Annotated in this window: 21 protein-coding genes; 13 read left to right on the top strand and 8 right to left on the bottom strand. The window is 64.6% G+C overall.

What is annotated here, in order from left to right:
• Positions 1–153: 153 nt before the first annotated feature.
• Positions 154–2,574, bottom strand: a complete 2,421-nt coding sequence (locus AC5P74_RS01235; RefSeq protein ID WP_053497450.1) for a DUF3772 domain-containing protein — start codon at positions 2,572–2,574, stop codon at positions 154–156.
• 89 nt (positions 2,575–2,663) lie between these two features.
• Positions 2,664–2,912: a hypothetical protein gene (locus AC5P74_RS01230; RefSeq protein WP_005419952.1), complete on the bottom strand. Its 249-nt coding sequence runs from the start codon at positions 2,910–2,912 to the stop codon at positions 2,664–2,666.
• A gap of 182 nt (positions 2,913–3,094) precedes the next feature.
• On the opposite strand from AC5P74_RS01230, the gene AC5P74_RS01225 reads away from it, so the two are divergent.
• From AC5P74_RS01225 to AC5P74_RS01210, 4 genes are all read left to right on the top strand, one after another.
• Positions 3,095–3,589 (top strand): lipocalin family protein, encoded by a 495-nt coding sequence (locus AC5P74_RS01225; RefSeq protein ID WP_053497449.1) that lies wholly within the window; start codon positions 3,095–3,097, stop codon positions 3,587–3,589.
• Between the two features lie 121 nt (positions 3,590–3,710).
• Positions 3,711–4,139, top strand: coding sequence for an SMI1/KNR4 family protein (locus AC5P74_RS01220; protein ID WP_053497447.1), 429 nt, complete (start codon positions 3,711–3,713; stop codon positions 4,137–4,139).
• A gap of 3 nt (positions 4,140–4,142) precedes the next feature.
• Positions 4,143–5,351 carry an NAD(P)/FAD-dependent oxidoreductase gene (locus AC5P74_RS01215; protein ID WP_495204760.1) on the top strand — a complete coding sequence of 403 codons (1,209 nt, stop codon included), beginning with the start codon at positions 4,143–4,145 and terminating at the stop codon, positions 5,349–5,351.
• A gap of 125 nt (positions 5,352–5,476) precedes the next feature.
• Positions 5,477–5,956, top strand: coding sequence for a hypothetical protein (locus tag AC5P74_RS01210; protein ID WP_070489856.1), 480 nt, complete (start codon positions 5,477–5,479; stop codon positions 5,954–5,956).
• A gap of 83 nt (positions 5,957–6,039) precedes the next feature.
• Here the strand turns inward: AC5P74_RS01210 and AC5P74_RS01205 are convergent, their stop codons facing one another.
• On the bottom strand, positions 6,040–6,474 hold the full coding sequence (locus tag AC5P74_RS01205) for a PepSY domain-containing protein (RefSeq protein ID WP_070489857.1): 435 nt from the start codon (positions 6,472–6,474) through the stop codon (positions 6,040–6,042).
• A gap of 145 nt (positions 6,475–6,619) precedes the next feature.
• Here AC5P74_RS01205 and AC5P74_RS01200 point away from each other — a divergent pair, with 145 nt between their 5' ends.
• Genes AC5P74_RS01200 through AC5P74_RS01190 form a run of 3 tightly spaced genes read left to right on the top strand, consistent with a single transcriptional unit; the run spans position 6,620 to position 8,885 of the window.
• Positions 6,620–6,910, top strand: a complete 291-nt coding sequence (locus AC5P74_RS01200) for a PepSY domain-containing protein (RefSeq protein WP_053497441.1) — start codon at positions 6,620–6,622, stop codon at positions 6,908–6,910.
• On the top strand, positions 6,910–7,569 hold the full coding sequence (locus AC5P74_RS01195) for a response regulator transcription factor (protein ID WP_070489858.1): 660 nt from the start codon (positions 6,910–6,912) through the stop codon (positions 7,567–7,569). Before AC5P74_RS01200 ends, AC5P74_RS01195 begins: the two co-directional genes overlap by 1 nt.
• Positions 7,566–8,885 carry a sensor histidine kinase gene (locus tag AC5P74_RS01190; RefSeq protein ID WP_495204759.1) on the top strand — a complete coding sequence of 440 codons (1,320 nt, stop codon included), beginning with the start codon at positions 7,566–7,568 and terminating at the stop codon, positions 8,883–8,885. The genes AC5P74_RS01195 and AC5P74_RS01190 overlap by 4 nt, the downstream gene beginning before the upstream one ends.
• Before the next feature lie 162 nt (positions 8,886–9,047).
• Here AC5P74_RS01190 and AC5P74_RS01185 read toward each other — a convergent pair whose 3' ends face one another.
• Both AC5P74_RS01185 and speA read right to left on the bottom strand, forming a co-directional pair.
• Positions 9,048–9,368, bottom strand: a complete 321-nt coding sequence (locus AC5P74_RS01185; RefSeq protein WP_070489860.1) for a DUF6122 family protein — start codon at positions 9,366–9,368, stop codon at positions 9,048–9,050.
• A gap of 43 nt (positions 9,369–9,411) precedes the next feature.
• The gene (gene speA / locus AC5P74_RS01180; RefSeq protein WP_061480252.1) at positions 9,412–11,301 is read right to left on the bottom strand and encodes an arginine decarboxylase; all 1,890 of its coding nucleotides are present in this window, start codon (positions 11,299–11,301) and stop codon (positions 9,412–9,414) included.
• 191 nt (positions 11,302–11,492) lie between these two features.
• Between speA and speE the strand changes: the two genes are divergently transcribed.
• Positions 11,493–12,347 (top strand): polyamine aminopropyltransferase, encoded by an 855-nt coding sequence (gene speE / locus AC5P74_RS01175; RefSeq protein ID WP_053497433.1) that lies wholly within the window; start codon positions 11,493–11,495, stop codon positions 12,345–12,347.
• An 86-nt stretch (positions 12,348–12,433) separates the two neighbouring features.
• On the opposite strand, the gene AC5P74_RS01170 is transcribed toward speE, so the two are convergent.
• On the bottom strand, positions 12,434–13,339 hold the full coding sequence (locus tag AC5P74_RS01170; protein ID WP_032954620.1) for an aspartyl/asparaginyl beta-hydroxylase domain-containing protein: 906 nt from the start codon (positions 13,337–13,339) through the stop codon (positions 12,434–12,436).
• 436 nt (positions 13,340–13,775) lie between these two features.
• On the opposite strand from AC5P74_RS01170, the gene AC5P74_RS01165 reads away from it, so the two are divergent.
• Positions 13,776–14,435, top strand: coding sequence for an RIO1 family regulatory kinase/ATPase domain-containing protein (locus AC5P74_RS01165; RefSeq protein WP_005419978.1), 660 nt, complete (start codon positions 13,776–13,778; stop codon positions 14,433–14,435).
• 124 nt (positions 14,436–14,559) lie between these two features.
• On the opposite strand, the gene AC5P74_RS01160 is transcribed toward AC5P74_RS01165, so the two are convergent.
• Entirely contained in the window at positions 14,560–14,898 is a 339-nt protein-coding gene (locus AC5P74_RS01160; protein ID WP_005411374.1) for a P-II family nitrogen regulator, read from the bottom strand.
• A 155-nt stretch (positions 14,899–15,053) separates the two neighbouring features.
• Here AC5P74_RS01160 and ubiK point away from each other — a divergent pair, with 155 nt between their 5' ends.
• On the top strand, positions 15,054–15,305 hold the full coding sequence (gene ubiK / locus AC5P74_RS01155) for a ubiquinone biosynthesis accessory factor UbiK (RefSeq protein ID WP_005419983.1): 252 nt from the start codon (positions 15,054–15,056) through the stop codon (positions 15,303–15,305).
• A gap of 125 nt (positions 15,306–15,430) precedes the next feature.
• Entirely contained in the window at positions 15,431–15,865 is a 435-nt protein-coding gene (gene arr / locus AC5P74_RS01150; RefSeq protein WP_495204758.1) for an NAD(+)--rifampin ADP-ribosyltransferase, read from the top strand.
• Positions 15,866–16,472: 607 nt separating this feature from the next.
• Here arr and AC5P74_RS01145 read toward each other — a convergent pair.
• The gene (locus AC5P74_RS01145; RefSeq protein ID WP_224328696.1) at positions 16,473–17,204 is read right to left on the bottom strand and encodes an abortive infection family protein; all 732 of its coding nucleotides are present in this window, start codon (positions 17,202–17,204) and stop codon (positions 16,473–16,475) included.
• Between the two features lie 830 nt (positions 17,205–18,034).
• On the opposite strand from AC5P74_RS01145, the gene AC5P74_RS01140 reads away from it, so the two are divergent.
• Complete coding sequence (locus tag AC5P74_RS01140; protein ID WP_495222448.1) at positions 18,035–18,913, top strand: OST-HTH/LOTUS domain-containing protein; 879 nt, start codon at positions 18,035–18,037, stop codon at positions 18,911–18,913.
• Between the two features lie 162 nt (positions 18,914–19,075).
• A complete protein-coding gene (locus AC5P74_RS01135) occupies positions 19,076–19,771 on the top strand; it encodes a hypothetical protein (RefSeq protein WP_224328698.1) in 696 nt (231 codons plus the stop codon).
• Positions 19,772–20,255 lie beyond the last annotated feature (484 nt).

The raw sequence follows: 20,255 nt of genomic DNA, 5'->3' as shown, positions 1-20,255 counted from the left end.
CATGGATGCGGCGACCGAGCTTACATGGACGTACTTGCAGCGTCCCCCGCAACCGGACCCACCCCGCCATCCCACAGGAAACCAGCTTTTGCCGTTGCTCTTGCGGTTGACGTTGCTTCGGCGGGTGCAGGGCGCAGCCCTGCAAAGAAACCCCTACTCCTGCGGATCGCGGATGATGTGGATGTCGGTCGGGGTCGACAGCGGTATGTTCCGCTCGGCCAGGATCTGCAACAAGCTGAAGTACAGGTCGCTGCGGGTGGCGTACACCTGCCGCGGGCTGGCCACGTAAGCGAAGCTGTTGATGGTGATCTGGCCACCGGCAATGCTGTCGATGTAGACCGTCGGTGCCGGCTGTTTCAGCACATTCGTGTGCGCGGTGTACGCATCCAGCAGCGCCTGCCGCAGATTGCCGACATCCGTGCTGGGCGGCACCGCGAACTGGATCTGGATGCGGCCCTGGTTGTTGCCCATCGTCATGTTGCGCACGGTCTTGGTGACCAGCTCGGAGTTGGGCACGATCAACGTCGACTTGTCGCCCACCTGGATCTCGGTCGATCGCAGGCTGATGCGGCGGATGTCACCCTCCTGGTCGCCCAGCTTCACCCAGTCGCCGATCTTCACCGGCCGCTCGGCCAGCAGGATCAGGCCGGAAACAAAGTTCTGGGTGATCACCTGCAGGCCGAAACCGATACCCACCGACAGCGCGCTGACCAGCAATGCCAGCTTGCTCAGCTGCAGGCCCATCGCCGACAGCGCCCAGATCACCGCGATGATGATGCCCACATAGCGGGCAACGGTACTCACCGAATTGCGCGCGCCCAGATCCAGCTCGGTCTTGGGCAGGTAGGTGTCGGTCAGCCAGCGCTGTACCAGCTGGGTAACGGCCAGGCCAGCCAGCAGCACCAGCACCGCCAGCACGATGCGCACCGGCTCCAGCTTGGTTCCGCCAATGTCGAATCCAGAGGTGAACAGCGAGGAGAAGCGCTCCACCACCGCGCCGATGTTGCCGAACGGTGCCACCAGCGCCAGCAGCGCGATCAGTACGACGATGGTGCGCAACGCCGCCGACAGCAGCACGCCCGCCTGTTCCAGCCGCGATACGCTCAGGCCGGTGCTGAGCAGGATGGTCTGGCCGACCTTGCTGTCGGCGTTGAGCATCCAGGTGCTCAGGTCATCGACGAACTTGAACAGCAGGGTTGCGGCCAGCACGACGATGCTGCCGCCGATCAGCTGCTGGTTCACGAACTTGGCGAAATTCAGGTAGCCCAGCAACGTGGCAACGATGGCCGCCACCACCGCGATATTGCCCGCTACCCGGGCCAGCACCAGCCAGCTGCTGCGGCGCACGGGCGTGGTTGCCCCCACGCCATCGGCCTGTGCTTCCAGCTTGGCCTCGGCCTCGGCGGTCTGCCGGCGATGCAGGCGCGCCAGGGTCACCAGCATGGCCATGATCAGGCCGAGGTAAGTCAGGGCAATCAGGCCGTCCAACGCCACCGTGGTGACGTCGCTGGTGCGCGTAGCCTGGTCGAGGGCCACCAGCACCGTGCTCAGCCAGGCCAGCGCCGCCGCGCCCCAGGCATATTTACGCAGCTTCAGCGCGGCGGTGTCGTCCAGGTTCAACAGCCGCCATGACGGGCGCTTGGGCACCAGCAGGCAGGCGCTGAGCGCGGCAATGAACGCCGCACGGAAGGTGGCGGTCTCCAGGCCGTCGGCCACGACCTGCAAGCGCGGCGCGATGGCATCGATCGCATCCAGCGCCGCCATCAGTACCACCACGGCATAACCGGGCAGCAGCGTGCCCACCAGCAGCAGCCACATCGCCAGGCCAGACCGGCGCAGTCGTCCATCAGGTGCGCGCTCGGACGCGGCGAACTGCCGCCCCAGCCTGCGCAGCCACAACCGCAGCGGGAACATCATCACCAGCGCGGCCAGCAGGCCCAGCAACGGCGTGCCCCAGCCATGGGTGCGGATGCCGGCCACCAGCGCGTCACGCCCCTGCTCGGCCAACGGCGCAACGCGCGCGATATCGATCGGCAGGCGCTCGGCCACCTTGCTCCACAACGCAGGCGACAGCGGCGAGGCGACCTTCTGGCCCAGTTCTTCCGTACGTTGTGCGGTGCGCTGCTGCTCGATGTCCGCCGCCAGCTGCTGTGCACGCACGGCACTGGCCTTGGCCTGCGCTACCGACGCGGCCAGGCCGTCGCGCTGCCTGGTTATGGCCCGTCGCTGCGCTGCCAGCTCCGGCGGCTCCGTGGTGCCCTCGGCAGGCGTCCCCAGCTGCGCCAGCTGCTCGTTGATGCGATCCAGCTGGGGCTGCAGTGCCTTTTCCAGTGCCTCGGCGTCACGCCGTGCCTGCGAGGCATTCTCGGACAGCATCGCCAGCGTCTCGGTGGCTTCCGCATCGCCACGTTTGCGCTCGACATCCTTCAACCGCGAATCGATGTCCGCCAGCTGTTGCTTGGGCGTGGGGTCCTCCTCCTGCGCCAGCACCGGCGCGGACAGCAGGAAGGCAGTGCACAGCAGCAGGGCCCACCAGGGCCCTCGTGCACGGATCGATCGCAGGAAAGAAGACACGCAGCCACACCGGTTCGCGCGGACCACCGCGCCTGCGCGCGACTATACGGCAGAGGCGGTAAAGGACGGATGGGGGACGCGCAGCAGTATCAGTACTTGAGGCGCAGCTCTTCCACGGTCGGCTGCTGCAGCGCGTACCAGTCCTGGAACTCTTCCTCGGTAATCTCATCGGGCGCATATACCGCCACCGGGTGCCACTCGTGGTCGGTCGGCAGTGGCTGGCGCGGGCCGGCTCGCAGGCTGTAGCTGACGCCCTCGTAGTCGACCAGGTCATCGACCTGCGGCCACTGTTCGCGTGCGAACGCGGATTCACTCTTCAACAGGATCACCTGGTACATCGGCACCTCCACCTTGGTTGGATCAGGAAAACACGGCGCTGGCGGCAGGATACCGCCATGCCGGTGACAACAGGCACGTCGCAGCGGCGACGGATCGTTCTGGACACGGCCATCGCCCCGGCTTCACCCGCCCATGGCGAGCCCATCGGCATCGTGGAGGCCCGCCCCTGCCACGATGACCGATGACCGAGCACCCGCCGCTGAAGACCGTCGCCGACCTCAAGCTGCCGCGCTACCTGGGCACCTGGTACGAGATCGCGCGCCTACCGATGCGCCACGAGCCGGAAGGCTGCACCGATGTGTCGGCGCACTACACCCTGCTCGACAACGGCAATGTCGGCGTCACCAACCGCTGCCGCATGGACGGCGAGATCGAAGAGGCCACCGGCGAGGCCTGCGCCGTCGACAACGACAGCGCGCGCCTGGAGGTCAGTTTCCTGCCCAAGGGCCTGCGCTGGCTGCCGTTCGCCAAGGGCGACTATTGGGTGATCCAGGTCGCCCCGGACTACAGCGTCTCGCTGGTCGGCAGCCCGGATCGCAAGTACCTGTGGCTGCTGGCGCGCGAGCCACGCCTGGACGCGACCGTGCAGGACCATTATCTGGCCGCGGCCCGCCTGCAGGGCTTCGATCTGTCCGAACTGATCCAGACCCCGCATACCGGCCAGCCCACGGCCTGATCTACGGGCAATGGTGGACGCCAACCGACTCCGCCCATGACGTTATCCCCCATCGCGACATTCATCAGCAGCAGGCAAACTTCTGGTTTAACCAGTCCCCGAGAGACATGGAAGAGCAGTCATGGAATATCACCTGACAGAGGGACAGCTCAATGGCCCGGCTGAAATGTCGGCCATTGCTGATCTGTCAGCCCGCGTAGGAGTCGCACTTCCCGAGAGTTACCTTGAATTCCTTAGGGCGCACAACGGTGGCGAAGGATTTATTGGCGACAACTACATTGTCTTCTGGGAAGCGGAAGAGGTGGTCGACTTCAATCGTGAGTATGAAGTTGAATCATACGCGCCGGGCATATTCCTGTTCGCGTCGGACGGCGGCGGGGAGGGATTTGGATTCGACACACTGGACGCAGCAATGCCGGTAGTGCGGATTCCATTCATTGGCATGGAACGTCAGTACGCCCTCCCGGTAGCGCGCGACCTCCCCGACCTGTTTGCTCGACTGCTTGCAGATCAGCCTGAGGACGAGCATGAAATCAATCCGGCAGGCTGACCCATGGACCTGAAAAGTGGCTACCCCTGGTGGGCAGTGCGCAACGGACTGCTGCAGGCCTTTCCCCCGCTGGAGCAGGATCTGCGCTGCGACGTGCTGGTGGTCGGTGGCGGCATCACCGGTGCGCTGATCGCCGACGAACTGTCCGCCCACGGCCACGAGGTGGCGGTGATCGAGCAGCGCGACATCGGCTGGGGCAGCACGGCGGCCAGCACCGCGCTGTTGCAGTACGAGATCGATACCCATCTGCTGGAACTGGCCGAGCGCTATGGCAAGGATGCCGCCGCCCTGGCCTACCTTGCCTGTGCCGACGCGATCCCGGCACTGGCCGAAGTGGCACGCGGGCTGAAGGAGGTGGACTTCCGGCAGATGGACAGCCTGTACCTGGCCAGCCGGCGGCGCGACGTGCCGCGCCTGATGGCCGAAGGAGCTGCACGCCGTGATATTGGACTGGACGCGCGTTGGCTGGACCGCGAAGCCCTGCGCGAACGCTTCGACGTGGATGCCGGCGGCGCCCTGTTGACCCGCCAGGCGGCGCGGGTCGATCCCTACTGCCTCACCTACGGCCTGCTCAAACGAGTGCGCCGTCGCGGCGGCCATGTGCACGACCGCACCGTGCTGCACACGCTCAAGCCTGGCGCGCAGGGCGTAACCGCGATGACCGAGGCCGGCGCCACGGTCCGTGCCCGCCACGTGGTCCTGGCCATGGGCTACGCCAACCAGACGTGGCTGGAACAGCGGGTTGCGCGCAACCGCAGCAGCTACGCCTTCATCACCGACCCGATCGATGCGGACACGCTGGGCCGGCTGCAGCGCACGATGGTGTGGGAGAGCGCACGCCCGTACCTGTACCTGCGCGCCACCGGCGACCGCCGCCTGCTGGTGGGTGGGCTGGACGACGCCATCGATATCCCGGCGCGGCGCGACCGGCGCGTGCAGCGTAAGGCCGAAAAGCTGATGGATCAGCTGCTGCATTGGTTCCCGCGGCTGGACCCGGTGCCCGCCTTTTCCTGGGCCGGCACCTTCGCCGAAACCGCCGACGGCCTGCCCTTCTTCGGCCCGCACGCGCAGTGGGGGCCGCGGGTCCATTTCGCCATGGCCTACGGCGGCAACGGCATCACCTATTCGATGATCGGCGCCCAACTGCTGCGCGCCCGGATCGAGCGGCGCAGGCATGCGCTGGAAGGGCTGTTCGGGTTCGGGCGGTTGTGACCTGCAGCCGGCCGTGGCCGGCTCTACCCCGATCCGGCGCCGACAGGCATCATTCAAGCAACCCCTGCTAGCGTCGGCCTGTACCGCCGCGTGTTGCGTGGCCACCTGTCCGCTGGAGCGCCGTCATGATCCGCCCCCTGACCCTGCTGCTGTGCCTGGCCCTGCCGGGAACCGTGCTGGCCCAGTCCGCCGCCGGCGCCACCGCGCCGCAGGCTGCCGGCCTGGACCTGACGCTGCCGCAGGCGCCGATGCGCTACCTCAACGATCCGGCCCTGCAGCAGGACCCGCCCGGCACCTATTACGGTGACAAGAGCGGCCCGCGCGTGCACGACGACGCGAAGATCGCCGACGTCACCGACGACAAGGTCAAGGTGTCCGGCAGCTTCACCACCGGCATCGGCTATTCCAAGAACGGTGGCAACAGCCACTACAACGCGGCCACGCTGAACCTCAGCAAGAACTACACCACCGATGAAGGCAAGACCCACGGGGTCAACCTCAACATCCATGTGAGTGAAGGCAAGGGCCCGGGCTTCTTCGGCCCGTATGGCGGCTACTACGGCCGCGGCCCGGGCTGGGATTACCCACCGCCGTTCGGCTGGTAAGCCAGCTCCTGTAGAGCCGAGCCCATGCTCGGCTACGGTTGGCCGCAAAGCCGAGCATGGGCTCGGCTCTACATGGGCCAACGTCAATCCAGCCAGCCATCGCGCTCGCTGTGCAGGATGCGGCCGTCGTAACCGCTCAGGCGCACCTCCACCTTCTGGTTGCGGGCATTGCGGGCTTCCAGCGACCAGGTCGCACCATCGCGTTCCAGCGAATGGATCTCGCGCAGGCCATGCGACTGCGCCCGTGCCAGCACCTGCTCGGTGGTCAACAGCGCGCGCCCGTTGTGCTCGTCGAAGATCTCGCCGGTCTTCGGGTCCACGTAGACCTCGCTGAAGCGGCCATCGGCGCGGCTCACGTCGGCCTCCCACAGGCCATCATCGCGTTCGATTTCGTGGATCTGGGTATAACCGGCCTTGCGCAGGGTCTGTTCAACCTGGGCCATGCCCAGCGGCGCGGCCTGTACGGCCGGCGCGACGGCAAGCAGGGCAACAGTGGCGAGGGTGAGCGACTTCAACATGGGGGTTCTCCTGTTCGTGGCCGGACCATCCCGGCAACGCCACGATGCATGCCTCGGTTAACAGCGCCTTAGCCGTGGCTGTTAGCCGGCTGTTAGTCATCCCCGCCACACTCGCGCCTGAACCCCTCATTCTTTCTGCACCCGCATGCTCGCCACCCTGCCCCTGCTGCTGGCCCTGGCCAACGCCCCGATCGCCGCCGCGCACGTACAGGACCCGGCGCAGCAGGTCGCGCGCCGCGCCGTGCAGCAGGGCCGCTACGTGCCATTGGAAAGCGTGGTGCGTGATGCACTCAAGCGCTACCCCGGCCAACTGCTGGAAGTGGAGCTGGACGACGGCGTCTACGAAGTGGAGATCCTGCGCGGCGACGGCGTGGTGGTGGAGCTGGACTATGATGCGCGCAGCGGAAAGCTGCTGAAGACGGAGCTCGACGACTGATGCGCATCCTGTTGGCCGAAGACGATGCCGCACTGGCACAGCGCCTGATGCCCCTGCTGGAACAGGCCGGCTATGTGGTGGCGGTGGTCGCCGACGGTCGCCAGGCCGAGGAGATCGGCCAGATCGAGGACCTGCAGGCTGCCATCGTCGACCTCGGCCTGCCCGGACTGGATGGACTGAGCGTGATCGAGCGCTGGCGCGGCAATGGCCGCAGCTTTCCGGTGCTGGTGCTGACCGCGCGCGGGCGCTGGCACGACAAGCTGGCTGGCTTCGATGCCGGTGCCGACGACTACCTGACCAAACCGTTCCAGGCCGACGAACTGGTGCTGCGGCTGCGCGCCCTGATCCGCCGCAGCCACGGCCACGCAAGCCCCCGCCTGCACTGCGGCCCGCTGCAGCTGGACGTCAACGCCGGCCGCTTTGAGCTGGATGGGCAGGCGCTGCCCCTCAGTCCGCAGGAGTTCCGGCTGCTCAGCTACTTCATCCATCACAGCGGCCAGGTGATCGGCCGTGATCGCCTCGGCGAACAGGTGTTCGACGGCGGCCATGACCCGGACTCCAACGCACTGGACGTGCTGCTCGGACGCGTGCGCCGCAAGCTCGGCATCGACCTGATCCAGACCGTGCGCGGCCAGGGCTGGCGGCTGGCCGCGCCGTGAGCCGGCAATCATCGCTGCGACGGCGCCTGCTGCTGGCCGGCGGCGTCGGCCTGCTGCTGGTCTCGCTGCTGGCCAGCGCGCTGCTGGGCGAGCTGTTCAAGCGCAGTGCGCGTGACCGCCTCGACCACGAACTGCAGCAGGACATGTTGACCCTGCTGGCGCAGGCCGAAGTGGATGCGGACGGACAGCTGCGCCTGCGCCAGGAACCCAATGACGCACGCTTCCAGCGCGTGTTCTCCGGTGCCTACTGGCAGATCGCCGGGGCCGATGGCCGCGTGTTGCTGCAGTCGCGCTCGCTGTGGGATGAAACCCTGCCGGCGCCGGTTGCCGGGCCGGCCACCCGCAACCTGGCCGGGCCGCTGCAGCAATCCCTGCGCGCACGCGTGCAGCAGGTGCGCCTGCCACGCGCCAGCGAACCGTTCGTAGCCGTGGTCGCCACCGATCGCAGCACACTGGATGCGGATGTCGCCGCGTTCCGCAAGCGCACCGCCATCGCGCTGGGCGTGCTGGTCGCCGCCTGGCTGGCGGTGCTGGCCAGCCAGGTGCGCTTCGGCCTGCGTCCACTGCATCGCCTCGGTGCGCAGCTGGAACGGGTACGCCGCGGTGATGTGCAGCGCATCGACACGCAGGAACTGGGGGCAGAGGTTGCGCCGCTGGGCGAAGAACTCAACGCACTGCTTGACCACCAGCAACGCATGGTCGCGCGCGCGCGCACCAGTGCACAGGATCTGGCGCATGCGCTGAAAACCCCGCTGAGCGTGCTGACCACCGAAGCTGACGGCGATGGCGCGGACTGGCGGGCCACCGTGCGCGAGCAGAGTGCGCGCATGCAGGCCAGTGTCGACCGTTACCTGGCTGCAGGACTGGCCGCCGACCATCGCCAGCGCACCGACGTGGCGGCCGTCGCACAGGCGATGTGCCGACTGATGGCACGCGTGCATGGCGAACGTGGCATCGCGTTCACGGCGGCGGGCATCGACCCGACGCTGCAGTTCGCCGGTGCCAGTGCGGATCTGGAGGAGATGCTGGGCAACCTGCTGGACAATGCCGGGCGCTGGGCACAACGGCAGGTCCAGGTCAGCGCGAAAGCCGACGACGGCCAGTTGCGCATTGAGGTCCGCGACGACGGCCCCGGCCTGGCGGCAGACGCCCTGCAACGCGTCACCCAGCGTGGCGTGCGGCTGGATGAGCGCGTGGGCAGCAGTGGATTGGGATTGGCGATCGTGGGCGATATCGCCGCCAGCTACGGCGGGCGCGTGATGCTGGAAAATGCGCAGCCCGGCCTGCGTGCGACGGTGTGGTTGCCGGTGGCGTGAAGCGACCAACCTGACGGTGGGTAGTGCCGGCCGCTGGCCGGCAACCACGTAGGCACCGGGAATTCCCTGCGGAAGCCGGCCAGCGGCCGGCTCTACCGAGCGTCAATCCGGCCGGTCGCCATGCTCCCGTAGGTGTCGACCTTGGTCGACACGCAGCAAACATCAACGGTGGTGCATCCACCAGCAATCAATTGCGTCCAGCACGATGTGGATGATCAGACCGATGCCGAACACCCGCGTTTTCTTCGGCACGCACAGCCCGGCATAGACCGCAATGGCCGGTGCGGTGTGTAGCGGATGGAAGCCAATGCTGCAGCGGTTCGGTGCATAGATCGGGTCGGCCAGCAGATGGTCCAGGTCGATGATCCAGCCCAGCAGCATCAGCAACCACGCCGAGGCGAAGCGCTTGCGCCAGAACAACCATGCCAGCAACGCTGGCACGGCGGCATGCAGGAACAGGTGGAAGATCGCGCGCGCGCTCATGGTGACCGGTAGCGCCGGGCCATGCCCGGCGTTCCCGTTTACCTCAGACCAACGGCTCGTCGGAGAGGTAGGTATAACCGGTCAGGCCGGCTTCCAGCGCGTCCGACAGTTCCTGCGCGCGTTCCGGCGACAGCTGCGCTGCAGCCACGCGCTGCGCATAGGTCGCCCGCAGTTCGTCCAGGCGGTAACCCACGTAATCCAGCATCACGTCGGTGGTGTCGCCGCGGCGCTGCTGGGTAATGGCATAGCCATCGGCATCGGCCAGCACTTCCACCGCGTCGGTATCGCCGAACAGGTTATGGATGTCACCCAGGATTTCCTGGTACGCGCCGACCATGAAGAAGCCGATGCGGTAGCTCTCGCCCGGCTTCATCTTGTGCAGCGGCAGCGAGCTGTCCAGGCTCTCGTTCTCGACATAGGTTTCCACCATGCCATCCGAGTCGCAGGTCATGTCAGCGATGATGCCGCGGCGGTCCGGGGTCTCGTCCAGGCGCTCGATCGGCACGATCGGGAACACCTGGTCGATCGCCCACACGTCCGGGATCGATTCGAACACGCTGAAGTTGACGAAGTACTTGTCGACCAGGCGCTCGTTCAGTTCGTCCAGCACCGGGCGATGGCTCTTCTCGTCATAGCTCAGGCGCGCACGCACGCCGTGGGCGATGGCGTAGAACAGATCGTCGATGCGCGCACGCTGCGGCAGGTCGATCTGGCCCAGCGCGTAGCTGGCCAGGCCTTCGGCATGGAAATGCTGGGCTTCCTGGAACAGTTCCACCGCCGGGCGCACGTCCAGCTCGTCGTGGATCTCGCGCAGGTGGCGGATCGCCGCCGGCTCGTCGTCGTGCTGGTCCGGCACGCGGCCTTCCTGCGCTTCTTCCACTTCCGACACATTGGCGATCAGCACCGCGTGGTGCGCGGTCATCGCACGGCCGCACTCGGTCACGATGCGCGGCGGAGTCAGGCCGAACTCTTCGCAGGCATTGGCCAGCGGCTGCACGATGTTGCTGGCGTAGGAATGCAGGCCGTAGTTGATCGAGCAGAAGCTGCGCGAACGGGTGCCTTCATAATCCACGCCCAGGCCACCGCCCACGTCGACGTGGGTGATCTTCGCGCCCAGGCGCGACAGCTCCACGAAGTAGCGGGTGGCTTCGCGCATGCCGTTGGCGATGTCGCGCACGTTGGAGATCTGCGAGCCCATGTGGAAGTGCAGCAGGTTCAGGCAGTCGGCGTACTCGGTGTCACGCAGCGACTTCCACAGGTCCAGCAGCTGGCGCGGCGACAGGCCGAACTTGGCCTTGTCGCCACCGCTGTTCTGCCACTTGCCGGCGCCCAGCGAGGCCAGGCGCATGCGCACGCCCAGGCCCGGCTTCACGTCCAGCGCCTTGGACTCTTCCAGCACCAGCTTCAGCTCGGACGGCTTCTCGATGACGATGAAGGTCTGCAGGCCCAGCTTGCGGCCGATCAGGGCCAGGCGGATGTACTCGCGGTCCTTGTAGCCGTTGCAGACGATCAGCCCGCCCGGGCGCGACAGCGCCAGCACGGCCATCAGCTCGGGCTTGCTGCCCGCTTCCAGGCCGAAGCCCTCGCCGTGGTGGCTGGCCAGGGTGCCGGCCACGCCGCGGGTCTGGTTGACCTTGATCGGGTACACGGCGGTGTAGCCGCCGCTGTACTCCCAGTCCTGCTGGGCCTGGGCGAAGGCCGCCTGCAGCTTGCCCAGGCGCTGGCCGAGGATGTCCGGGAAGCGCACCAGCAGCGGCAGCTTGGCGCCCGCCGCGCGCGCCGCATCGACCACCTTGGGCAGCGACACCACCGGGCCGTCCGCCCCGGTCGGTCTCACCACCATGTGCCCGGCCTGATCCACGTCGAAGTAACCGTCCGCCCAATGCGGGATCGAGTAGGTCTTGCGGGCTTGGTCGAGGGACCAATCGGTCATTTCAGTCGGCCTTGTTGGCAATAAAAGGGGGGGCATGATAACGCCTATGTGCCCACAGGTTCGTTATCATGCGCGCCCGCGCCCGTGACAGGTTCCAACCTGAACAGGCCGATCCGTCCGGATGTGGCATCTGTGCCACGCGGCCCCGCCCGCCAGCCCGGCTCCACCCCTCCGAACAGGACTGTTTTCCAATGACTGACAGCAACAACTGGTACATCGAACACTTCGAGCGCACCGGCTCGGCCATCGGCTACCGCATCACCGGCAAGCTGGACGAGGTGCAGTCGCCGTTCCAGAAGATCGAGATCTTCCAGACCACCGACTGGGGCAACCTGATGACCATCGACGGGGCCATCATGCTGACCAGCAAGGACAACTTCTTCTACCACGAGATGATCAGCCACCCGGTGCTGTTCACCCACGCCGCGCCCAAGCGCGTGGTGATCATTGGTGGCGGCGACTGCGGCACCCTGCGCGAAGTGCTCAAGCACACCAGCGTTGAGAGCGTGACCCAGTGCGATATCGACGAGCAGGTCACCGTGATGGCGCGCAAGCACTTCCCGGAACTGTGCGACTCCAACGACGACGCCCGCGCCGAGCTGCTGTTCGACGACGGCGTGGCCTACATGGCCAACTGCCCGGCCGGCAGCGTGGACGTGGTGATCGTGGACTCGACCGACCCGGTCGGCCCGGGTGAAGGCCTGTTCAACAAGGCCTTCTACGAGAGCTGCTTCAAGGCCCTGAAGGACGACGGCATCCTGGTGCAGCAGTCCGAGTCGCCGCTGATGCAGCTGGAGCTGATCAACGAAATGCGCACCGAGATGGGCAAGGCCGGCTTCGGTTCGTTCAAGACCCTGCCGTTCCCGCAGCCGTGCTACCCCACCGGCTGGTGGAGCGTGACCATGGCGCGCAAGGGCGATAGCAGCTTCGACTTCCGCCAGGCCGACTCGGCCGCCAAGACCTTCAACACCCTGTACTACACCGCCGCGCTGCACACCGGCGTGCTGGTGACCCCGCCGTTCGTGCAGGCTGCACTGAAGGGCTGATCCAAACAAAAACCCGCGCTGGCGACAGCGCGGGTTTTTTCATGTTCCGGTAGTGCCGGCCGCTGGCCGGCAACCTCATGCAACGATCAAAGCGCCCAGATACCGGCGATCACCGCCACCACCAGGCCCCACTTGATCAGCTGATACGCCACCACGCTGCGCTCGCGCAGTGCCTTGGCCTTCAGGCGCACCTTGTAGACGCTGCCGAATGCCTTGTTGACGCCACCCGTCGGGTCACCCGGCAGGTTCGGCGAGGCGCCGCCGGCCAGCAGCGTGGCCGCCACCGCGCGGTTGAACAGCCCCGGCAAGCCGAAGCGCAGCGGGCGGGCGATGTCGCAGAACAGGATCACGCGGTCCTGCTGCGTCTCGTTGTGTGCATGGTGGATGTAGGTCTCGTCGAACATCATCCACTCGCCGTCGCGCCAGCTCTTCTTGATGCCGTCCACTTCGATGTAGCAGGCATCGTCGTTGGGCGTGCTCAGGCCCAGGTGCAGGCGCAGCGAGCCGGCGAACGGGTCGCGGTGCGGGCGCAGCTCACTGCCCGGCGGCAGCTGCGCGAACATCGCCGCACGCACATCCGGGATCGACTCGATCAGCGCCGTGGTCTTCGGGCACAGCGTCTTCGCCGACGGGTGCGACGGGCCGTACCACTTCAGGTAGAAGCGCTTCCAGCCACGACGGAAGAACGAATTGAAGCCGGCGTCGTTGAACGTGCTGGAGGCGGCGATCTTCTGCGCGTCGCGCAGCGCCAGCGCCTCGTCGCGGATCATCTGCCAGTTCTGGCGCAGCGGCTCCAGCTGCGGGAACTCCTTGCCCGGGTCCAGGAACGGCGTGGTCGGCACCTTCGAGAACATGTACATGACCACGTTGATCGGGGCCATGAAACTGGAGTGGTCCAGCAGCTGGCGCGACCAGCGCGCGCGGACCTTGCCACGGAAGTGGATGTACAGCACGCAGGCTACGAACAGCGCTGCAATGACGATTTTGATGATCAAAGCACTTTCCTCCAGCCGCGGCCGGAACGGGAAACGGGGCGATGCACGGCCAAGCGGCCAGCACCGATGGGGAACGCGGCAGGGGACGGGGACGTGCCGGAGGGGGGCGGCCGCCGATGTCGCGGGTTAACAGCTTATGGTCGGCAGGCCGTGCGCCGGGGTCAAGTTGCCCGTGCGCCGCGTTCAGCCGGTTGTGGACGAGGCGCAGGGCTGAGCGCGCAAGCGGTTGATACTAAAGGCCAACTGGAATAAGCGAGACAGAATTGTCCGATTCTGCGCGACGAACTGTTCCAGCCACGGCCCCGACATTTCTCCGACAAATCGTGGAATAGCGAACTGGCGAGTACTAAAATTAACGAAAACTTAGTAACTCCCTGTAACACCGGTTCGCTTGACGCTTTGCGCCACCCACCGGGTCGTCCGAGACCCCGACATGCATCTTCCTGCCCTGCCCCCCTCCTCCTGCGGCGATGACGCCGCCTCCCCGCTGCTGCTCAAGCGCGGCGAACGTTTCCTGGCCCCCGACGTCTACCGCACCTGCCTGGACGGGCGCGAGGCGGTCATCAAGGACTACTCCCGCTACCGCGGCACTCCCGTTTCGCTGATCGCGCGACTGATGGTGCGCCGCGAGGCCCGCATGCTGCAGCGCCTCGGCGGCTGGAAGCATGCCCCCGCGCTGCTCGGCACCCTCGGTGGCCTGGCACTGGGCATGGAGTTCATCCCGGGCCAGACCCTGAGCACCGCGCAGGCCGTGGGCAATGAAGTGTTCGAGCAGCTGCAGCACGCGCTCAGCCGTCTGCACGCCGCCGGCATCACCCACAACGACCTGCATGGCACCAACGTGGTGGTCAGCGGCGGCGTGCCGGTGCTGCTGGATTTCACCTCGGCCTGGCGCGCCCCGCGCTGGCTGCGCCGCAATCCACTGAGCCGGCAGATGCGCCGCAGCGACATGAAGAACCTGCTGAAGATCCGCCAGCGCGTGACCGGCCAGGCCCCGAGTGCCGCGCAGGCCGCGCTGGTGGCCGACCCGGGCTGGGTCGCCGCCGTGCGCCAGGGCTGGAAGCGGTTCTACAAGTGGGCCAAGCGGCGGTAGGGGTCGAGTTCGCTCGACCGCTTCACCGCTCTTGTAGAGCCGAGCCCACGCTCGGCTGCTGTTCCTGCATCGCGCGAAATGCAGCCGAGCATGGGCTCGGCTCTACAACATCCCGCCAAACGGCTTACAACGCGTCCGCGTCCAGTTCACCGGTACGGATACGCACCACGCTGCCCAGGTCGTACACGAACACCTTGCCGTCACCGATCTTGCCGGTGCCGGCGGCCTTCACGATGGCCTCAACCACCGCCTCCACCTGGTCATCGGTCACCGCCACTTCCAGCTTCACCTTCGGCAGGAAATCGACCACATACTCCGCGCCGCGGTACAGCTCGGTATGGCCCTTCTGGCGACCAAAGCCCTTCACTTCCGTCACCGTGATCCCGGTAACCCCACGCTCGGCCAGCGCTTCGCGCACGTCGTCGAGCTTGAACGGCTTGATCACCGCCATGACCATCTTCATCGTCTATCTCCTGTCTTCCGGCGTGGAGGATAGCGCCTGAACGCGGCCCGTGCGAAGCCGCTGCCGCCTGTCCGGGCAGTGGGTGCCAGCAGTATCCTTGTGCCCGAATGGCCTGCCCGCGCCGGATGCACGGGCCCACCCCCACGGAGCACCCCATGATCGACCTGAACCAAATCGATGACCTCGCCCGTCGCCTCAGCGACCTGGTGCCGCCGGGCCTGCGCGAATCGCGCGAGGAACTGCAGGCCACCTTCAAGAGCGCGCTGCAGGCCGGCCTGGCCAAGCTCGACCTGGTCACCCGCGAGGAGTTCGAAGTGCAGCGCGCCGTGCTGCTGAAGACCCGCCAGAAGCTGGACGCACTGGAAACCGCCGTGCGCGAGCTGGAAGGGCGCGGCGCCGCAGAATGAAAAAAGGAGGCGCACCGCGCCTCCCACTACAGAGTATTTCCCGGATGGGGCCTTGCAGCAAGGCCCACCGGGCGCCCTAGACTCGCCGGCCTGTCGATCCGGCAGGACAAGCAGGGGCAGCAGCGATGGCGCAGGACACCGAATGGACACCCGTTTCGCATGACACCTGCAACCAGGTCGCCGGGCCGTTCTATCACGGCACCCGCGCTGATCTGGCGGTGGGCGAGTTGCTGAGTGCGGGCTTCCGCTCCAACTATCGCGACAGTGTGGTGATGAACCACATCTACTTCACCACGATTGCCAAGGGCGCCGGGCTGGCTGCGGAGATGGCCCGGGGCGAAGGGCGACCGCGTGTGTATGTGGTAGAGCCGACCGGTCCGTTTGAAGACGATCCGAATGTGACCAACAAGAAGTTTCCCGGGAACCCGACGCGGTCGTATCGGAGTGCGCAGCCGTTGCGGGTGGTGGGGGAGATTGTGGAGTGGGAGCTGTATGACGCGGAGTTCGTTCGGCAGTTGAAGGCGTTTGTTGCTTCGGGGAGTGGGGAGATCATCAATTGATGAGTTCTGGGCACGGAGCGTCGCGCTCTTCTTCATCGGCTTCGTGGATGTCCGGCCCGAGCTCAATGCTCCGCTGCCCCAAGACGAGCATGGGTGTCGCCACTACGGTGGTGGCGGCAGCGGTATGTATTGGTTCGAAGAAGGGCAGAGCCACATTTGGCCGAGCACCAAAGACAGCGGGCTGACGGGAATGTACCTGGTGGACACGCTTGAACCGGAGAGCCGATGGCTACCGCTGAGCCACTGAGCCTGTCAGTGTGGATGTCCGCTTCCGGCCAGAAGCGGACACCGCAATTGAGGTAGGCTCGGCGCACCAGACCGAGCCCCTATCTGCTGAGTTCTGTGGACGGAAGCTTTAGCAGCGCCGCTGCCTAAGGGCGGCTGCACAGCGAAGAAGTCACTTAACAGGGCCAAGGAACGGTCAAGAAACGAAGTGCCGACCATCTCCTGGCCTTACCGCACGGCGCGCTTGGCGAGGCAGGAGCCGCCCCAAGCGCGCTTGACCTTGGGGATCATTACTGTAACGCGAAGCTAAGCGTCCCGCGCTGGCTCTTCAGCCTAGCCCGAAAGGTTCTCTGGCAAGCAGTGGGCCAGAAGGAGCGATCCGCTAGTGATCGAGTCGGGTTTCGAGATAGTTAAACAGGGTGCGCACGAGATTCACCATCAGCATAGCCTCACCTTCCCCAAGCAGTACCTGATTGGGGTGAGCGACCGATGCGTTGTTGCGCAGAGTGTTTAGCGCGGTGACCGCCCCAGCCAACGAACCGAGTACGACGTCCACCTGCGGGTCATGCTTGTTCATTGCCACAAGACTCGGGTGTTCATTCCTGATTGTCTTGAATAGCGATCCAATTGGCGCGGCCGGGATTGCCTTTAGGCCAGCTGCAGCGCAGACATCGAGCAGATAACCATGTAACGCTGTATGCACTCGATCTAGTGCGCTAACTGCACCATTCGTCTGCAGCAGTTGATCAGCGTCCTTCAACGCTCGCTCGACAACTTCGCTAGCACTCAGACGTCGAATGGGTGCCGGCACGTGGCCGACGCTCAAGCCGAGCTCCTGTGCAAAAGCAGGAGCATTCTGTTCCAGCCACGCCTTCAGGACTGGTCGCGAGGGGAGGGAACGCAACAAGTCAGGCTTCTGCATAGCCATGAAGGCTACAAGCTGTGCGACTTCGGTTCCGTAGTCGCTGTCGTTGAACCGCAATGCCTTCTGCAATCGGGTTTCAGAGTGAGTCAGGTGCGGCAACCCCATCTCCATACCTAGCTTGGACCAGGCTGAAGCATCGAAGCATGCCTCCAATGCCTCAATGAGGGCGAGCTGCGCCTTATGAGACATGGGCGTCGAACTGGAAGGGTTACAAGGAATCATGCCCACTAGGATAGTCTTTCCGTTGCGCCTAAACAGTCCTGCTCTGATTCCCCATGACATAGCGCAGCCTCAAGTTGAGGCAGGCTCACTGCGTTGAGTGTTGGAAGACTAGTTCCCAACTTACCAAGGCCTCCATGTCTACTCCCATCCGCGTGAAGTCCTCACCAGCCGTTGATCTGGTTGTGCGGACCCTGAAAGCTGGATCCTCGAGGCCATAGCGACACAACGCCTAGACTTCCAAGCCTAGGCACGGGCCGGGTACTAGACCTAGGCGCATGGACTCCAGGAAAGTGCGCCTAGCGCTCTCTGGCCCTTCTACGTCACCAAGCCTAGAGATGACACAGCCCTCTGGCCATGTGGCCTGGGGGCGCTTCGAGGCCGCCCCGGGCCCTGAGAACCTACTTCTCAAGGGGCACGGGAAATGCGTGCCTATACCTTGTGGTCAGAGCGCTAGTGCCCGTAAATTTAACGTTAAATTGGCCGCAGCAAACACTGAACGGAATCCGGGTCCGCAAATTGACACCAGCTGGCGCTTCAGTGATACTGGTGCCACTCGGCTGGAGTGCTGCACGCAAGCTCACTCGTCGAGATCTGCCCAGAGCACCGAATCGATCGATGCTGCTCAGGCAGGACTTTCATGGCGCCCAAGGGCCGGAAGAGTGCTGCTAAGTTCTCTCGTCCGGACGACGTCATCAAAGGTACCGAACCTAGCGATTAGCACTACTTGATCATCAGAAAAAGCCGTTACTATCAGTAACGGCTTTTTCTTTTTTTCAGCGCTCCAACAAGGATTTGGTGTGGACAGTACTCGTGCATGGAGACCCCTGCTGATTGAGTTGATGCAGGGCAAGACCGAAGAACCCGCCGCTCGCTTACGGCAGCTTTTGATCAGTGAAGGCCAGAACCGCGGCCTTGGCAGCTTTGATCTTCAAGCCATGGGCTATCGACGTTTCAAAGATTTCCTCGCGGCCTTCCCTGACTTGTTCGAGCTGCGCACGCGAGAGGGCGGGGAGATGATTGTGTGCCCTCGATCACTCTCTCAGAGCATGCCTGTAGATGCGGCCCTTGCGTCGGCCAGGCGTGAACCGCCGCCGGCGATCCGAGATGAAGTCTGGATTGCTTTCTCCAATCCGGATCCGCGCCGTGCGCGATTCTTCAATCGCTTGGACGGCCGCGTGTTCCACACTTTGATTCAAGAAGGTCAGTCACCCGACAGCCTTCGGCCCCCAGGCGACTGGGTGCGCATTGAACAAATCGGGGCAGAGCTGCAGTCGGCCTGGATGAAGGAATTTGTGTCTGAGCATCCGGACGTACCTCCGTCAATCCCTCCTATGCTTGAGGAGACTTACTCGACCCCTCTCAATGTCCGCTTCACCAGGTCACTGGGTCCGTTAGGTAAAGCTTGGACACAGTTCCGGCTGCGAAAGATGACCCAGCAGATCCATTCCTGGGCAACGTCAGTAGAGGTGCCTATTTCAAGGCTTGCGCCTGCCTCTGTGCCAGCGCAGCCCGTTCATACCTCAGTTGGACCCGCCCCCACCCCTGTCCTTGATACGCGCGCGCTTTCAGCGAAAGAGAGAGCGCTTAAGCTCATCGATACGCTCTCTGAAGATGAGATCGCCAATTACGTCATCCCATTGATGGCATCGGTCTTGATGGTGAAGTCTCGTCAGTGACGGAGCGGCACAGGGATGGCAATCTTCGTAGTTGGGCTACCCAGCCTCATCAGGGCACGGCTCGTCGCAGAGGCGGCACGCAATGGAGTTCACGTAGGCCTGTGCTTGACGGTCAAATCGAACCGTGGGGGATATGAGTTCCACCCCCCAAATGGTCAAGCCGTGTCTGATCTTGAGGCGTTTGGTGACAACATCGAATGGTCTTCGATGACTATCGTTGTGCTGCCTTACGTGGCACTTACGGCTGAAATGGAAGAAGCCGTCAGGCTGTATGCCCAAGATGGAGCGCGGGTCATCCGCCCCACAGCGGGCCACGGTGACTGGCCTACATCACTGCGCGGCATCGACGGCGACGACGATCCACTCAACAGCGTATATCAAGAAGTTTGCCGAGAGCTAGGCTGGACCGGCGTAGCGTCGTTGGCACAACGATTTGAAAGCGCGGCCAAGCGATGTAGCGACTACATCCTGGTGGGCGATGCGCTCGAGCGGTGCGATGAAATCGATCCGTCGCGGCACAGCTTTGTAAAGACCTCTGCCGACCTTCTTGAAAAGTTCTGCAAGAAAAAGGGCCGGATCGAGATGACCCTGGAAGCGTTCTTTAGGCAGAAGAACATCGAGCTAGCCCAGTCTGGTGGCATCAATACCTGCGTTCGCCTGATGAAGGGCGCCAAGCAGATTGCGCGTTGCGACTCGAACTTGCACCTTAAGCAAGGTGACGCAACGACAGAAGCTGCTGCCGCAAGGATCTACTTCCAGCACCTCGATAGGAGCGATCAGTTCAGGCTGTTCCTGCTGTACGTCGGCCCTCACCCCAGCAAAGACATCGATAGGATGGTGGCATGGCATCACAATTAGTGGTGTCGATCCAACCCAGCGCAGCGGCCCATGGCGAGGCGGTCCCTGGCCTATTGCCGACATCACTCACTGACCGCCCTATTCCAAGGGTTTTGCCGTAAGGGGAGCAAGCCCTGATAGCGTCCAGGAACTCTACTTAGACAGCTTTGCGCATTGCTATGGATGTGGACGACTCAACGTCGACGGCCATTAACTCAAGAACTATCTAAGGGGGATCAAGTGATCGGGGTGGTGACTCTGGAGGACCACTCTTGCGTTGGATTTCCTGGGTTCGCCTATGAAGACGCCTATAGAATCACCCGAGGCGGCAGACCATTCGAGGCTGCCAGCATCTGCACGGGATCGAATCGGCAGCCCAAATGACCACGGGGAAAAGGACCCAGGTGCGGCCCGTCACAGCTGGGTCGCGTTAGAACGCCAATTGCGGGGCATTTGCGCAAACCGGCATCCAAGTCGCGCTATCTTCGGGACCTATGCAAACTTC

The organism is Stenotrophomonas sp. YJH_SMC_94-11 (assembly GCF_059370435.1).
Note: the sequence above shows the minus strand (reverse complement) of the source record. Positions and strands in the feature narration are given on the sequence as shown.

Excerpts from the sequence above, each read along its gene's own strand:
- AC5P74_RS01210 (WP_070489856.1), top strand. The coding sequence starts at position 5,477 with ATGATCCGCCCCCTGACCCTGCTGCTGTGCCTGGCCCTGCCGGGAACC.
- AC5P74_RS01215 (WP_495204760.1), top strand. The coding sequence starts at position 4,143 with ATGGACCTGAAAAGTGGCTACCCCTGGTGGGCAGTGCGCAACGGACTG.
- AC5P74_RS01220 (WP_053497447.1), top strand. The coding sequence starts at position 3,711 with ATGGAATATCACCTGACAGAGGGACAGCTCAATGGCCCGGCTGAAATG.
- speE (WP_053497433.1), top strand. The coding sequence starts at position 11,493 with ATGACTGACAGCAACAACTGGTACATCGAACACTTCGAGCGCACCGGC.
- AC5P74_RS01145 (WP_224328696.1), bottom strand. The coding sequence starts at position 17,204 with ATGTCTCATAAGGCGCAGCTCGCCCTCATTGAGGCATTGGAGGCATGC.
- ubiK (WP_005419983.1), top strand. The coding sequence starts at position 15,054 with ATGATCGACCTGAACCAAATCGATGACCTCGCCCGTCGCCTCAGCGAC.
- AC5P74_RS01205 (WP_070489857.1), bottom strand. The coding sequence starts at position 6,474 with ATGTTGAAGTCGCTCACCCTCGCCACTGTTGCCCTGCTTGCCGTCGCG.
- speA (WP_061480252.1), bottom strand. The coding sequence starts at position 11,301 with ATGACCGATTGGTCCCTCGACCAAGCCCGCAAGACCTACTCGATCCCG.
- AC5P74_RS01165 (WP_005419978.1), top strand. The coding sequence starts at position 13,776 with ATGCATCTTCCTGCCCTGCCCCCCTCCTCCTGCGGCGATGACGCCGCC.
- arr (WP_495204758.1), top strand. The coding sequence starts at position 15,431 with ATGGCGCAGGACACCGAATGGACACCCGTTTCGCATGACACCTGCAAC.
- AC5P74_RS01230 (WP_005419952.1), bottom strand. The coding sequence starts at position 2,912 with ATGTACCAGGTGATCCTGTTGAAGAGTGAATCCGCGTTCGCACGCGAA.
- AC5P74_RS01195 (WP_070489858.1), top strand. The coding sequence starts at position 6,910 with ATGCGCATCCTGTTGGCCGAAGACGATGCCGCACTGGCACAGCGCCTG.
- AC5P74_RS01200 (WP_053497441.1), top strand. The coding sequence starts at position 6,620 with ATGCTCGCCACCCTGCCCCTGCTGCTGGCCCTGGCCAACGCCCCGATC.
- AC5P74_RS01160 (WP_005411374.1), bottom strand. The coding sequence starts at position 14,898 with ATGAAGATGGTCATGGCGGTGATCAAGCCGTTCAAGCTCGACGACGTG.
- AC5P74_RS01225 (WP_053497449.1), top strand. The coding sequence starts at position 3,095 with ATGACCGAGCACCCGCCGCTGAAGACCGTCGCCGACCTCAAGCTGCCG.
- AC5P74_RS01185 (WP_070489860.1), bottom strand. The coding sequence starts at position 9,368 with ATGAGCGCGCGCGCGATCTTCCACCTGTTCCTGCATGCCGCCGTGCCA.